Consider the following 15040-nt stretch of genomic DNA (forward strand, 5'->3'; position numbering starts at 1 on the left):
AAGTGTTCGATTGAGCTCGTAAATGTGAGTCCTTATCATTTGGGCCACTTTTCCCGACCGAGAGACCGCTCCCATGTTGGCATCCAAGCGTGTTCTGACCGCACTGGCCCTGACCCTGATCGGCACCACTGCCGCTCAGGCCGCCGACGAGGTGGTGGTCTACTCCTCGCGTATCGATGAGCTGATCAAGCCGGTGTTCGATGCCTACACCGCCAAGACCGGGGTGAAGATCAAGTTCATCACCGACAAGGAAGCGCCGCTGATGCAGCGGATCAAGGCCGAAGGCGAGAACGCTACCGCCGACCTGCTGCTGACCGTCGATGCCGGCAACCTCTGGCAGGCCGAGCAGATGGGCATTCTCCAGCCGTTCACCTCGAAAACCATCGACGCCAACATTCCTCTGCAATATCGCTCGTCCAGCCACGCCTGGACCGGCCTGAGCCTGCGCGCGCGGACCATCGCCTATTCCACCGAACGAGTAAAACCGGGCGAACTGACCACCTACGAAGCACTGGCCGACAAGAACTGGGAAGGCCGCCTGTGCCTGCGCACGGCGAAGAAGGTCTACAACCAGTCGCTGACCGCCACCATGATCGAAGTCCACGGCGCCGAGAAGACCGAGCAGATCCTCAAGGGCTGGGTCAACAACCTGTCCACTGACGTGTTCTCCGACGACGTCGCGGTGCTGGAAGCGATCAATGCCGGCCAGTGTGACGTCGGCATCGTCAACACCTACTATTACGGCCGCCTGCACAAGCAGAAGCCGGAACTGCCGGTAAAACTGTTCTGGCCGAATCAGGCGGATCGTGGCGTACACGTCAATCTGTCGGGCATCGGCCTGACCAAACATGCACCGCACCCGGAAGCCGCCAAGGCGCTGGTGGAGTGGATGACTACGCCTGAGGCGCAGAAGATCTTTGCCGATGTGAACCAGGAGTTCCCGGCGAATCCGGCGGTGAAGCCTTCGGAAGAAGTGGCGGCGTGGGGGCAGTTCGTGGCTGATACGCTGCCGGTTGAAGTGGCGGGCAAGCGACAGGCTGAAGCGATCCGGATGATGGATCGGGCGGGTTGGAATTGAGTCATTCCTGACAGCACTGTTTGATCGTTCCCACGCTCTGCGGGGGAATGCAGCCCTCGACGCTCTGCGTCGCATCATCGACAGCGTGACGCGGAGCGTCACAGAATGTGTGCCCACGCAGAGCGTGGGCACAATCATTTGAACGAGACTGTTTCCTTGGCCCACCCCGCCCAACGCCGCTGGTACCCCATCGTCTTCGCCATCGCCGCGTTGGTGCTGCTCCCCCTCAGCGTGCTCCTGCTCTCATGGCAAACCATCGACCACCAGATCTGGTCGCACCTGTGGGAAACCCAGATGCCGCGTCTGCTGGGCAACACACTGACGCTGGTCCTCGGCGTAGGCATCGGTGTAACGCTGATCGGCGTAAGCCTCGCCTGGCTCACCAGCCTCTGCGAATTCCCCGGCCGCCGCTGGCTCGACTGGGCGCTGATGCTGCCATTCGCAATCCCGGCCTACGTGCTGGCGTTCGTGTTCGTCGGCCTGCTGGACTTCGCGGGCCCCGTGCAAACCCTGCTGCGCGAATGGTTCGGCACCGGCCTGCGCCTGCCGCGAGTGCGCTCCACCGGCGGGGTGATTCTGGTGCTGGTGCTGGTGTTTTATCCCTACGTCTACCTGCTGGCGCGCACCGCGTTCCTGGCGCAAGGCAAAGGACTGATGGAAGCCGCGCGGGTGCTCGGGCAGTCGCCGTGGCAAGCATTCTGGCGTGTGGCATTGCCGATGGCGCGGCCGGCCATCGGTGCCGGCGTGGCGCTGGCACTGATGGAAACCCTGGCGGATTTCGGCGCGGTGTCGGTGTTCAATTTCGACACCTTCACCACCGCGATCTACAAGACCTGGTACGGCTTCTTCAGCCTGCCTAGTGCTGCGCAACTGGCCAGCCTGTTGCTGCTGGTGGTGATGCTGGTGCTGTACGGCGAACGTCGCGCGCGCGGCGCCAATCGGGCGAGCAACGAGCGACCACGGGTCAAGGCGCTGTATCACCTGCGCGGGCCCAAGGCCTGGGCGGCGACCGGTTGGTGCGGTCTGGTGTTCGCCTGTGCGTTTGTCATTCCGGTGCTGCAACTGGTGGTCTGGTTCTGGCAGCGCGGGCGATTCGATCTGGATGAGCGCTACGCCGGGCTGATTCTCCACACGTTGTATCTGGGCGGCATGGCGGCGTTGATCACGGTCAGCGTGGCGATGTTGCTGGCCTTCGCCCGGCGTCTGGCGCCTACCCGGGCGATCAATTCTGCGGTCGGTCTGGCCAATCTCGGTTATGCCTTGCCGGGTTCGGTGCTGGCGGTGTCGATCATGCTCGCGTTCAGTTATCTGGATCGGGAGCTGGTGATTCCGCTGTCCGGCTGGCTTGGCGGTGCGGGCAAACCGCTGCTGCTGGGCAGTCTGGCGGCGTTGCTGTTGGCGTATCTGGTGCGGTTCGTGGCGGTGGCCTATGGTCCGCTGGAAAGCAGTCTGGCGCGTATACGGCCATCTTTGCCTGAAGCGGCACGTAGCCTGGGCGTCAGCGGGCCGCGACTGTTTTTCAAAGTGTATCTGCCGCTGTTGCTGCCCGGCACGCTCAGCGCCGCGTTGCTGGTGTTCGTCGATGTGCTCAAGGAAATGCCCGCAACCCTGCTGATGCGCCCGTTTGGCTGGGACACGCTGGCGGTGCGGATCTTCGAAATGACCAGCGAAGGCGAATGGGCGAGGGCGTCGTTGCCGGCGCTGACCCTGGTATTGGTCGGTCTGTTGCCGGTTATCGGTTTGATCCGGCGCTCGGCGCACAGAAACACTTAGTCGTCAGTCCTGAATCATGCGGCTACAATGCGCGGCATTCGGTGCGGTCCGTCTGACAGACCCTGTCGCTGAAATCGGCTGAAAGCCCTTTTTTACAGGGCTTTCCGATCCGTGCAGCAGCGCTCCGCACCTTCGCCACGCCCGGAAGGAGAAACCCATGGGACAGCGTACGCCTCTGTATGACCTGCATCTCGCCCTCGGCGCGAAGATGGTCGATTTTGGCGGTTGGGACATGCCCCTGCATTACGGCTCGCAGGTCGAGGAACACCATCAGGTGCGCCGCGATTGCGGGGTGTTCGATGTTTCCCACATGACCGTGATCGATGTCACCGGCCCCCAGGCCAAGGCCTGGCTCCAGCATTTGCTGGCCAATGACGTCGAACGCCTGCACAGCCCAGGCCGTGCGTTGTACAGCACCATGCTCAACGAGCGCGGCGGCATCGTCGACGACATGATCGTCTACCGCCTCGAAGACGGTTATCGTCTGGTGGTCAACGCCTCCACCCGCGATCAGGACCTGGCCTGGATGCAGGCACAGCTGGGCAGCTTCGATGTGCATATGCACGAACGCTCCGAGCTGGCGATGCTCGCCATTCAAGGCCCCCATGCCCGGCACAAGATTGCCGAACTGGTGACCCAGTCCCGCGCCAACCTGATCCAGATGCTCAAGCCTTTCGAAGGTCACATCGACGGCGACTGGTTCATCGCGCGCACGGGTTACACCGGTGAGGACGGTCTGGAAATCGCCCTGCCAGCCGATCAGGCCCCCGGATTCTTCAACGATCTGGTGGGCGCCGGCATTTCCCCCATCGGCCTTGGTGCCCGCGACACGCTGCGGGTCGAAGCCGGCATGAACCTCTACGGTCAGGACATCCACCAGGACGTTTCGCCCCTGGCCTCGAACATGGCCTGGAGTATCGCCTGGGAACCGGCCACGCGCCGCTTCATCGGTCGCGACGCGCTGGAAGCGGAAAAAACCGCCGGCGTGCAGCACAAACTGGTCGGCCTGGTGCTTGAGGAACGCGGGGTTTTGCGGGCGCATCAGGTGGTTCGTATCGCTGATGTTGGCGAAGGGGAGATCACCAGTGGTAGTTTCTCTCCTACGCTTAGCAAGTCGATTGCCCTGGCGCGTGTACCGATGGCGACTGCCGACCGCGCCGAAGTGGAAATCCGTGGCAAGTGGTATCCGGTACGTGTGGTCAAACCGACCTTTGTCCGTCACGGCAAAACCTTGATCTAAACCTTTTCCGGCGGGCACGACCGCTGACAATTTCTTGAGGACACCGAGCATGAGCAACATCCCAGCTGAACTGCGTTTTGCCGAAAGTCATGAATGGGCGCGTCTGGAAGCCGACGGCACCGTCACCGTGGGCATCAGCGATCACGCCCAGGAAGCGTTGGGTGATGTGGTGTTTGTCGAGCTGGCAGAAGTGGGCAAGGTGTTCGCCGCCGGTGATGCTGCCGGTGTCGTCGAGTCGGTAAAGGCTGCTTCCGACATCTATTCCCCGGTCGGTGGCGAAGTGATTGCCGTCAACGAAGACCTGGCCAACGCGCCGGAAGAGCTGAACAACGATCCGTACGCCGCGTGGATCTTCAAGCTCAAGCCAAGCGACAAGGCCGAGCTGGACAAGCTGCTCGATGCTGCCGGCTACAAGGCTGCCATCGGCGAATAAGCTGCAGGCGAGACCCCAAAGCCCCGACCCGTCGGGGCTTTTTTCTGCCCGGGACTTTGGCCGTCGGGGTGGCTGCTATGCTGGTTTGACCGTGTTGCATTGACGCCGAGCCGCCAGCCAAGAGAGAGCCCGTCATGTCCCAGTTGCCATCCTTGAGCCAGTTACGCGATCCCCATGCCTTTCTGCGCCGCCACCTCGGCCCCGATGCCGCCGAGCAACAGGCGATGCTCGACAGCCTCGGCCTCGGCAGCCGGGTCGAGCTGATCGAACAGACCGTGCCGCCGGGCATTCGCCTCAACCGCGAGCTGGACCTGCCGCCGGCGCTGGACGAACAGGCAGCGCTGGCCAAACTGCGTGGTTATGCCGAACAGAATCAGGTCTGGACCAGCCTGATCGGCATGGGCTACCACGGCACTCTGACCCCGACCGTCATCCTGCGCAACGTGCTGGAAAATCCCGGTTGGTACACGGCTTACACGCCTTACCAACCGGAAATCGCCCAGGGCCGGCTCGAAGCGTTGCTCAACTTTCAGCAACTGACCATCGACCTCACCGGTCTGGAACTGGCCAACGCCTCCCTGCTTGATGAAGCCACCGCTGCGGCGGAAGCCATGGCCCTGGCCAAGCGCGTGGCGAAGTCGAAAAGCAATCTGTTCTTCGTCGACGAAAACTGTCATCCCCAGACCATTTCCGTGGTGCAGACCCGCGCCGAAGGCTTCGGCTTTCAGCTGATCGTCGACGCTGTGGATAACTTGAAGCAGCACCAGGTGTTCGGCGCACTGCTGCAATACCCCGACACCCACGGCGAGATCCGCGACCTGCGGCCACTGATCGATCACCTGCACGCGCAGCAGGCGCTGGCCTGCGTGGCGGCCGATCTGCTGAGTCTGTTGCTGCTGACCCCGCCGGGCGAACTGGGGGCCGACGTGGTGTTCGGTTCATCCCAGCGCTTCGGTGTGCCAATGGGTTACGGCGGCCCGCACGCGGCGTTTTTCGCCAGCCGCGAGGAATACAAACGGGCAATTCCCGGGCGGATCATCGGCGTGTCGAAAGATGCCCGTGGCAACGTGGCGTTGCGCATGGCCCTGCAAACCCGCGAGCAGCATATTCGCCGGGAGAAGGCCAATTCGAACATCTGCACCGCCCAGGTGTTGCTGGCCAACATCGCCAGTTTCTATGCGGTCTATCACGGCCCGGAGGGGCTGAAACGAATCGCCCAGCGCGTGCACCGGCTGACCTGCATTCTCGCTGCCGGGCTCGAACGCCATGGCATCAAGCGCCTCAACCAACATTTCTTCGACACCCTCACGCTGGACGTGGGCGGCGCGCAAACCGCGATCATCGAAAGCGCCCAGGCCGCGCAGATCAACCTGCGCATCCTCGGTCGTGGCCAACTCGGTCTGAGCCTCGACGAGACCTGTGATGAAAACACCGTGGCCAGACTGTTCGATGTGCTGCTGGGCGCTGATCACGGGTTGAGCGTCGATGAGCTCGACGCCGAAACGCTGACCTCCGGCATTCCCGACACGCTGCAGCGCAGCACGCCTTACCTGCGTCACCCGGTGTTCAACGCCCACCACAGCGAAACCGAGATGCTGCGCTACCTCAAGCAGCTGGAGAACAAGGATCTGGCGCTCAACCAGTCGATGATCCCGCTGGGCTCCTGCACCATGAAACTCAACGCCACCAGCGAGATGATCCCGATCACCTGGCCGCAATTCGCCAACCTGCACCCGTTCGTGCCCCGGGAGCAGGCCGTTGGTTACACGCTGATGATCGAGGAACTGGAGCGCTGGCTGTGCGCAATTACCGGGTTCGATGCGATCTGCATGCAGCCCAACTCCGGCGCCCAGGGCGAGTACGCCGGGCTGCTGGCAATCCGCAAATATCACGAGAGCCGCCAGCAGGGTGGACGGGATATCTGCCTGATTCCTTCTTCGGCCCACGGCACCAACCCGGCCTCGGCGCAGATGGCCGGGATGCGCGTGGTGATTGTCGAGTGTGACGACGCCGGCAACGTCGATCTGGAGGACTTGAAAGCCAAGGCGTCCGAGGCCGGGGGCAAGTTGTCGTGCCTGATGGCGACCTACCCGTCGACTCATGGTGTGTACGAGGAAGGCATCAGCGAAATCTGCGAAGTTATCCACAAGCACGGCGGCCAGGTGTACATGGACGGCGCCAACCTCAACGCTCAGGTCGGGCTGGCGCGGCCTGCGGACATCGGTGCCGACGTGTCGCACATGAACCTGCACAAGACCTTCTGCATTCCCCACGGCGGAGGCGGGCCGGGTATGGGGCCGATTGGCGTGCGTGCGCACCTGGCGCCGTTCGTCGCCAATCATCCGGTGGTGCCGATCGAAGGGCCGCAACCGCAGAACGGTGCGGTCAGTGCCGCGCCGTGGGGCAGCGCAAGCATTCTGCCGATCAGCTGGATGTACATCGCGATGATGGGGCCGCAATTGGCGGATGCCAGTGAGGTGGCGATCCTTGCTGCGAATTACCTGGCACAGCATCTGTCCGGTGCTTTCCCCGTTCTGTACACCGGTCGCAACGAGCGGGTCGCCCACGAATGCATTCTGGATCTGCGGCCACTCAAGGCTGCCACCGGCATCAGCGAGGAAGACGTCGCCAAGCGCCTGATGGATTACGGCTTCCACGCGCCGACCATGTCATTCCCGGTGCCAGGCACCTTGATGGTCGAGCCGACCGAGAGCGAGTCCAAGGCCGAACTGGATCGCTTCATCGGCGCGATGCTGAGCATCCGCGCAGAAATCACCGAGGTGCAGAACGGCAACTGGCCGGCCGAGGACAACCCGCTCAAACGGGCGCCGCATACCCTGGCCGATATCACCGGCGTGTGGGAGCGGCCGTACAGCATCGAGCAGGGCATCACGCCGGATGCGCACACCAAAGCGCACAAATATTGGCCGGCAGTGAACCGGGTCGATAACGTCTACGGCGACCGCAACCTGTTCTGCGCCTGCGTGCCAGTGGACGATTACCGCTGAACAGCGGGCAAAAAAATGCCGCTCGTGTGAGCGGCATTTTTTTCTGTCCGGAAGGTTATTCCGACGCCACGGCGTTCTTCGCCAGAATCGCGTTCGCCAGTTCCATGTCCGTTGCCTGCAGGCCCGGGTTGTCGGCGCGGACTTTCTGCATCGCGGCTTCCAGGTACGGGCCACGGATACCGCCGTCGCTGGCGACGAAGCTGCCGGCATCGTCCTGGGCGGCAACGATCAGTTTGTGATCCTTGAAGGTCAGGTAGGTCGAGCCGGTGGTGGCACCGGACGAAATGACGTTACGCCAAAAGCTGTCGGCCATTGCCGAACCGACGGGCAGAGACAGCAGGGCAAGGGTGGCGACAGCAAGTTTGAGACGCATGTTGGGTGACTCCACTGGTGTTGAATAACCGGTTGGATCGCCGTTTCCCCGATCCGGTTCCGTGAGCGGCTATTTCTGCTCGCTCTGTGGCGTCACCCGCAGCACTTCCTCAAGGGTTGTCAGCCCCGCAGCAACTTTCTGCGCGCCGGACAATCGCAGGCTGCGCATGCCTTCCTTGAACGCCTGTCGGCGGATCGCGGTGAGATCGGTGTCGGGGCTGATCAAGGCCTTGAGGCTGTCGGTCAGTTGCATGATTTCGTAGACCCCGGCGCGCCCGTGATAACCGGTGTCGCGGCACTCCAGGCAACCGATGGCCCGTTGCGCATTGCCCGGCAGCGGCGCCTGCCACGGCCGGGTCAGGGTTTGCCAGTCTTCTTCATCAAGAGTCAGCGGCGCCTTGCAGTGCGGGCACAGTGTTCGCACCAATCGTTGCGCCATCACGCCGAGCACGGTGGCCTTGATCAGGTAATGCGGCACGCCGAGTTCCAGCAGACGGCTGATGGCGCTCGGCGCATCGTTGGTGTGCAGGGTCGAGAGCACCAGATGCCCGGTCAACGCCGCCTGGATCGCCATTTCGGCGGTCTCCAGGTCACGGATCTCGCCGATCATGATGATGTCCGGGTCCTGCCGCATCAGCGCGCGCACGCCGGCGGCGAACGTCAGGTCGATGTTGTGCTGGACCTGCATCTGGTTGAAGGCCGGCTCGACCATCTCGATCGGGTCTTCGATGGTGCAGAGATTGACCTCCGGGGTCGCCAGTTTTTTCAGCGTGGTGTACAGCGTGGTGGTCTTGCCGGAACCGGTCGGGCCGGTCACCAGAATGATGCCGTTGGGCTGGCGGGTCATGTCCTGCCAGCGCCGCAGATCGTCGGCGGAAAACCCCAGCTGATCGAAATCCTTGAGCAGGACTTCCGGGTCGAAGATCCGCATGACCATTTTTTCGCCGAACGCGGTGGGCAGGGTCGACAGGCGCAACTCGACTTCGCCGCCGTCCGGGGTCTTGGTCTTGACCCGGCCGTCCTGGGGTTTGCGCTTCTCGGCGACGTTCATCCGGCCAAGGCTTTTCAGGCGGCTGACAATGGCCATCGTCACCTGGGGTGGAAATTGATAGACGTTGTGCAGCACGCCGTCGATGCGAAAGCGAACGGTGCCTTGATCGCGCCGGGGTTCGATGTGGATGTCGCTCGCCCGCTGCTGGAAGGCGTACTGGAACAGCCAGTCGACGATGTTGACGATGTGCGCGTCGTTGGCGTCCGGTTCCTGATCGCTGGCGCCGAGGTTGAGCAGTTGTTCGAAGTTGCCGAGGTTGCCGCTCTGCGCATCGGCATTGCTGGCGCCGCTGACCGATTTGGCGAGGCGGAAGAATTCGACGCTGAAACGCTGGATGTCCGCCGGGTTGGCCACCACCCGTTTGATCGGCAGTTTCAGGACGTGAGTCAGATCGGCCTCCCAGCCGCTGACATAGGGCTGGGCGCTGGCCACGGTCACCGCGTCGCGGTCGACCGACACCGCGAGAATCTTGTGGCGCTGGGCAAAGGCATAGGACATCAGCGGCGTGATGGCCGCGACGTTGATCTTCAGCGGATCGATCCGCAGGTACGGCTGGCCGGCCTGCTGCGCCAGCCACAGGGTCAGGCTTTCCAGGTCGAGGTGTTTGCCCGGACGGCTGAGGTCGTCCAGTTGCTGGCTGGCGATGAATTCCAGGGGGTGCTTCTGGCCGTGGGCGGCATGCCGGCGCCGGGCATTCAGCGCCTGCTCGGCCGAGTCCTGGCAGATGAACCCTTGGGCGACCAGTTCACGCAGTACCTCATTGAGATCCAGCCAGCGGTCCTGAGTGGCGAGTTGAACGGACATGCGGGCTCCTTTTGAACGACAGTGCGCAAAGGATAGTCGTGGCCCTGCCGACCGTTGGGCCACTACCCGACGAAGACGTTTCGGTTCTTGTCAGCCGGCCGCCTGCGCCGGTGCATCCCACGCCACGTCGGGGTTTTGCAGGTTCACCGAGCAGACGCTGATCAGGTTACGAAGTTTTTCCGCGATCACCTGGGCGCGGTGCCAGCTCAGGCCGCTCATGACGATGTCGATCGACAGCAGATCGTCCAGCCGCTGGACATTCACCTGTTCCGGGGTGAGGCACTGCAAGGCGAACAGGTTCAGGACCCGCACCAGCAAATCCGGCTCGGCCTCGGCCAGGATCTGATACTGCGCAAGGCAATGGGCGTTGCTGGCGTTCCACACATCGGCACGGGGCGCAGGGGTGTTGACGGCTTCGAGGTGTGGCATGGGAGGTCTCCGGAATCAGTGGAGGAATTTTTACATCCGATGCCGGGCATTTCTTGTCTAAGATGAGCTGATCAGGCGGTTGATTGGTGGAATCAATTCGCTATTGGCTTCTTTTGAGGATTATTTATGCACAGCGAGCTGGACAGCTACGACCGGCGCATTCTCGCCCTGCTGCAAGAGGACGCTTCCTTGTCCAGCGCACAGATCGCCGAGCAGGTGGGGCTGTCGCAATCGCCGTGCTGGCGACGGATTCAGCGGATGAAGGAGGAGGGGATCATTCGTGGCCAGGTGACTTTGCTCGATCGCAAGAAGATCGGTCTGAACACGCAGATCTTTGCCGAGATCAAACTCAACGCCCACGGCCGTTCGAACTTCACCGAATTCACCGAGGCGATTCGCGGTTTTCCCGAAGTTCTGGAGTGTTACGTGCTGATGGGGGCTGTGGATTTTCTGTTGCGGATTGTCGCGGCGGACATCGAGGCTTATGAGCGGTTCTTCTTCGAGAAGCTGTCGCTGGTGCCGGGGATTCAGGAAGTGAACTCGATTGTGGCGTTGTCTGAGATCAAGTCCACGACCAGTTTGCCGGTATTGCGCTGATCACGCGGGGGATTATCGTTCCCACGCTCCGCGTGGGAATGCCTCAATGGACGCTCTGCGTCCGCTTTGGGACGCGGAGCGTCCCGGGCTGCATTCCCACGCAGACGGTTCGACGCCTCGACGTGGGAACGATCTTTCGCCGGTGTTACATGCGCAGCAGCATTTTCCAGGCGCGATTCTGGTACACCGCAATCGCCTGATGCTTGCGCGCATCGAGCAGTTCGTCGGTAATGGTCGGCTCGTTGGCCAGTTGCGCCAGTTTGTTCAGCTCGCCGTACAGCCGATCCATTTCCGGGATGTCCAGCACGTTGCGCGCGTGGTGCAGCCAGACCTGTATGCGTTCAATGCGCGGCAGTTGCTCGGCCAGATCTTCCGGCTGTTGCTGATAACGCTGCAATTGCAGCGAAGTGGCTTCTTCGCCCAGCAGGCGCGGCAGCCAGCTTTGCAACTGCGCGGCACCCTGGCGATTGCCACGGGTGTTGCGGTCAGCCGTCCAGGTGCGGGCCAGCAACCAGCGCGAAGCGTTCAGCGAGAACAGGCCCCAGCGAGGGTCTTCCAGCTCTTCGAGGAACTGTTCCGGCGCGGCTTTGCGCACGTCTTCGTCTTCGATGCCGACCTGTACCAGCGGACGCCAGTCTTCCAGCAGGGCATCGAGGGCAACACGCAGGTCATGGGTCGACGGACGTGGTGCGGCCTGGCCGAGGCTGCTGAGCAGGGCACGCATTTCCGCGAGGTTCTCGACCCAGTCCTGCAGCAGGCGCCAGTGGCCGTTGAAGCGATACTGTTCGGCCAGACGCTGGCTGCTGCCGAGCAAGTGCCAGGCCAGGGCGGCGAAGGCGTCGTCCAGCGGGGTTTCGGCGGTAATGGCCGGCGCCGGCAGGCTCAGCGAGTAGCTGTTGGCGTCGTACAGGCGATAGCCGCGCTCGGCCTTACTGATATCGCACGGCATCAGGGCCAGGGTTTCGGCCAGTTCGGCGGCCAGTTCCAGCAGCGCGGCAGGCTCGCCTTCGCGCAGTTCCAGTTCCAGCTCGCAGATTTCTTCTTTCTGTTTGCCGACTACCACGTGTCCCAGATCCAGCGCGGCTTCGATGACCACTTTGGTCTTGCCACGGCCCCACGCGATTTCGGCGCGTTCGCGGACGAAATCGGTGGTGAAGATCGGCTTCAGGGTTTTCTTGTCCAGCTCGGCGAGGGACTCGGGCCAGCATTCGCCGTCGAGTTTCTTCACGTCGAGCTTGGCTTTGGGCAGGTTCCAGTCGTACTCGTTACGCTCGGACAGACCGGCGACGCTCTGGCCACGGGTCTTGAGGGTCTGAATCACCTCTTCGCCGTCCTTGCGCAGGCGCAGGGCAACCTTGGCCCGGGCCAGGTCACGCTCAGGCGTGTCGAAGTACTGATTCATCAACTCACGGCGTTCCCAGCCACTTTTGTTGCGTTTTTTCAGGAGAGGGTGCTCGCGCAGGGCGGCGAGGGTTTCGCGGCTGACGCGGAGTTTGATTTCGGTTTCTTTCTGCATGGCCGGAAAATCCAGGATCGGGAGCGCAGCCGGGGGAATGTGTGGCTGCCAAGGCCGTGCAGTGTACAGGACTGAACCTTCCTACGCTTTGCGGCGGTTTATTCTCGGCGCCGGATGGTTCTATGATGAACCTCAATCCGGGAGTTGGAGTCAGCGATGCCATTGCCGTCCATGCAAGACCAGTTCGCTGCACTGATCGCAGCGCCGTCGGTCAGCTGCACCCAGCCGGGCCTCGACCAGTCCAACCGGGCGGTGATCGATCTGCTTGCGGGCTGGCTCGGCGACCTCGGCTTCAGCTGCGACATCCAGCAGGTCAGTCCCGGCAAATTCAATCTGCTCGCCAGTTTCGGCAGTGGCCCCGGCGGGCTGGTGCTGGCCGGGCACAGCGACACGGTGCCCTACGACGATGCGTTGTGGAAAACCGATCCGCTGAAACTCACCGAAGTCGATGGCCGCTGGGTTGGTCTCGGCAGTTGCGACATGAAGGGCTTCTTCGCCCTGATCATCGAAGCCGTGCAACCGCTGCTCGCTCAACCGTTCAAGCAGCCGCTGCTGATCCTCGCCACCTGCGATGAAGAAAGCTCGATGTCCGGTGCCCGGGCGCTGGCCGAAGCGGGGCGCCCGCTGGGCCGGGCGGCCGTGATCGGCGAGCCGACCGGGCTCAAACCAATCCGCATGCACAAAGGCATCATGATGGAGCGCATCGATATCCTTGGGCAGAGCGGCCATTCGTCGGATCCGCGCCTGGGGCACAGCGCCCTCGAAGCGATGCACGATGCCATCGGCGAACTGCGCGGCCTGCGCCTGCTGTGGCAGCGCGAATTCAACAACCCGCAGTTCAGCGTGCCGCAGCCGACCATGAACTTCGGCTGCATCCACGGTGGCGACAACCCCAACCGCATCTGCGGTCAGTGTTCGCTGGAGTTCGACCTGCGGCCGTTGCCGGGAATGGACCCCAAGCTCTTGCGCAGCGAGATTCTGCGCAGGCTCAACCCGGTCGCCGAACGCCATCAGGTGAAAATCGATTACGCGCCGCTGTTTCCCGAAGTGCCGCCGTTCGAGCAGGCCGAAGACGCGGAACTGGTGCGAATTGCCGAAAAACTCACCGGCCATACGGCCGAAGCGGTAGCGTTCGGCACCGAAGCGCCTTATCTTCAGCGCCTTGGCTGCGAAACCATCGTGCTCGGCCCCGGCGACATCGCCTGTGCGCACCAGCCGGACGAGTACCTCGAAATGTCACGTTTGCAGCCTACCGTGCATCTATTGCGGCAGTTGATCGAACATTACTGTCTCAAAGCTGTATAAATTGCCCACACACTCACCCGTATTCATGAGGAGAGCGCGCGTGTCGCCAAGCCTGTTCCGACGATAACCATCAGCCCGCTGTGCGTTTTCCGTTCTGCCCTTTTTCCGGCTGCTATTTATTACAGGCCCAGGTTCATGCCCGAATACGTCAATTGGCTTCGCCACGCGTCTCCTTATATCAATGCTCACCGCGATTGCACCTTCGTTGTCATGCTTCCGGGCGACGGCGTGGAGCATCCGAATTTCGGCAACATCGTCCATGACATCGTGCTGCTGCACAGCCTCGGCGTGCGGCTGGTACTGGTTCATGGTTCCCGTCCGCAGATCGAAACCCGCCTTGCTGCACGCGGCCTGACCCCGCATTACCACCACGGCATGCGCATCACTGATGCCGCGACGCTGGAGTGCGTGATCGACGCGGTCGGCCAGTTGCGTATTGCCATCGAAGCGCGGCTGTCGATGGACATGGCTTCGTCGCCGATGCAGGGCTCGCGTCTGCGGGTGGCCAGCGGCAACCTTGTTACGGCGCGGCCGATCGGCGTGCTGGAAGGCGTCGACTACCACCACACCGGCGAAGTGCGCCGGGTCGACCGCAAAGGCATCAACCGTCTGCTCGACGAGCGCTCCATCGTGCTGCTGTCGCCGCTGGGTTATTCGCCTACCGGCGAGATCTTCAACCTCGCCTGCGAAGACGTCGCCACCCGCGCCGCCATCGATCTGGGCGCCGACAAGCTGCTGCTGTTCGGCGCCGACCTCGGTCTGATCGACGAAAACGGCAAACTGGTGCGCGAACTGCGTCCGCAACAGGTGCCGGCACATCTGCAGCGTCTGGGCAGCAACTATCAGGCGGAACTGCTGGATGCCGCCGCCGAAGCCTGTCGTGGCGGCGTGGCACGCAGCCATATCGTCAGTTATGCCGAGGATGGTGCGCTGCTGACCGAACTGTTCACCCGTGACGGTGGCGGTACGCTGGTGGCCCAGGAGCAATTCGAACTGGTGCGCGAGGCGGCGATTGAAGACGTCGGTGGCTTGCTTGACCTGATCAGCCCGCTGGAAGAGCAGGGGATTCTGGTGCGTCGCTCGCGCGAAGTGCTGGAGCGTGAGATCGAGCAGTTCAGTGTGGTCGAGCGTGAAGGGATGATCATCGCCTGTGCGGCGCTGTATCAGATTGCCGATTCGGATGCCGGTGAACTGGCGTGCCTGGCGGTGAATCCCGAGTATCGCCATGGCGGTCGCGGCGACGAATTGCTCGAGCGCATCGAGACCCGTGCCCGGGCGCAGGGCCTGAAGACTTTGTTCGTCCTCACCACCCGCACTGCCCACTGGTTCCGCGAGCGCGGTTTCGAGCCGAGCAGCGTTGAACGCCTGCCGGCGGCGCGGGCTTCTCTCTATAACTATCAGCGCAATTCGAAGATCTTCGAAAAGTCTCTGTGA

General features: G+C 62.5%; 12 protein-coding genes. 8 read left to right on the plus strand and 4 right to left on the minus strand.

Annotation, left to right across the window (positions count from 1 at the left end; all coding sequences use genetic code 11):
• Window positions 1–73 precede the first annotated feature (73 nt).
• The 5 genes from L6D82_RS05185 to gcvP all read left to right on the plus strand — a co-directional run bounded on the left by L6D82_RS05185 (window position 74) and on the right by gcvP (window position 7532).
• Entirely contained in the window at window positions 74–1078 is a 1005-nt protein-coding gene (locus tag L6D82_RS05185) for an extracellular solute-binding protein (RefSeq protein WP_236188255.1), read from the plus strand.
• A gap of 156 nt (window positions 1079–1234) precedes the next feature.
• On the plus strand, window positions 1235–2851 hold the full coding sequence (locus tag L6D82_RS05190) for an ABC transporter permease (RefSeq protein ID WP_102717344.1): 1617 nt from the start codon (window positions 1235–1237) through the stop codon (window positions 2849–2851).
• A 157-nt stretch (window positions 2852–3008) separates the two neighbouring features.
• Window positions 3009–4091 (plus strand): glycine cleavage system aminomethyltransferase GcvT, encoded by a 1083-nt coding sequence (gene gcvT / locus L6D82_RS05195; protein ID WP_102685829.1) that lies wholly within the window; start codon window positions 3009–3011, stop codon window positions 4089–4091.
• A 49-nt stretch (window positions 4092–4140) separates the two neighbouring features.
• Window positions 4141–4524, plus strand: a complete 384-nt coding sequence (gene gcvH, locus L6D82_RS05200) for a glycine cleavage system protein GcvH (RefSeq protein ID WP_085746742.1) — start codon at window positions 4141–4143, stop codon at window positions 4522–4524.
• A 134-nt stretch (window positions 4525–4658) separates the two neighbouring features.
• Window positions 4659–7532, plus strand: coding sequence for an aminomethyl-transferring glycine dehydrogenase (gene gcvP, locus L6D82_RS05205; RefSeq protein ID WP_236188256.1), 2874 nt, complete (start codon window positions 4659–4661; stop codon window positions 7530–7532).
• A 55-nt stretch (window positions 7533–7587) separates the two neighbouring features.
• Here the strand turns inward: gcvP and L6D82_RS05210 are convergent, their stop codons facing one another.
• From L6D82_RS05210 to L6D82_RS05220, 3 genes are all read right to left on the minus strand, one after another.
• Window positions 7588–7905: a DUF2388 domain-containing protein gene (locus L6D82_RS05210; protein ID WP_007951791.1), complete on the minus strand. Its 318-nt coding sequence runs from the start codon at window positions 7903–7905 to the stop codon at window positions 7588–7590.
• A 69-nt stretch (window positions 7906–7974) separates the two neighbouring features.
• Window positions 7975–9759 (minus strand): type IV pilus assembly ATPase TfpB, encoded by a 1785-nt coding sequence (tfpB, locus tag L6D82_RS05215; RefSeq protein WP_102717346.1) that lies wholly within the window; start codon window positions 9757–9759, stop codon window positions 7975–7977.
• Between the two features lie 90 nt (window positions 9760–9849).
• The gene (locus tag L6D82_RS05220) at window positions 9850–10188 is read right to left on the minus strand and encodes a hypothetical protein (RefSeq protein WP_085746739.1); all 339 of its coding nucleotides are present in this window, start codon (window positions 10186–10188) and stop codon (window positions 9850–9852) included.
• Between the two features lie 126 nt (window positions 10189–10314).
• Here L6D82_RS05220 and L6D82_RS05225 point away from each other — a divergent pair, with 126 nt between their 5' ends.
• Complete coding sequence (locus L6D82_RS05225) at window positions 10315–10785, plus strand: Lrp/AsnC family transcriptional regulator (protein ID WP_007951785.1); 471 nt, start codon at window positions 10315–10317, stop codon at window positions 10783–10785.
• A gap of 145 nt (window positions 10786–10930) precedes the next feature.
• Here the strand turns inward: L6D82_RS05225 and L6D82_RS05230 are convergent, their stop codons facing one another.
• Window positions 10931–12301, minus strand: a complete 1371-nt coding sequence (locus L6D82_RS05230; protein WP_085746738.1) for a CYTH domain-containing protein — start codon at window positions 12299–12301, stop codon at window positions 10931–10933.
• 156 nt (window positions 12302–12457) lie between these two features.
• Between L6D82_RS05230 and argE the strand changes: the two genes are divergently transcribed.
• Both argE and argA read left to right on the plus strand, forming a co-directional pair.
• Window positions 12458–13606, plus strand: a complete 1149-nt coding sequence (argE, locus tag L6D82_RS05235) for an acetylornithine deacetylase (RefSeq protein ID WP_102717347.1) — start codon at window positions 12458–12460, stop codon at window positions 13604–13606.
• Window positions 13607–13741: 135 nt separating this feature from the next.
• Complete coding sequence (gene argA, locus L6D82_RS05240) at window positions 13742–15040, plus strand: amino-acid N-acetyltransferase (protein WP_007951778.1); 1299 nt, start codon at window positions 13742–13744, stop codon at window positions 15038–15040.

Origin of the sequence: Pseudomonas paraglycinae, assembly GCF_021601625.1 — a bacterium.
GTDB classification, from domain to species: Bacteria; Pseudomonadota; Gammaproteobacteria; order Pseudomonadales; family Pseudomonadaceae; genus Aquipseudomonas; species Aquipseudomonas paraglycinae.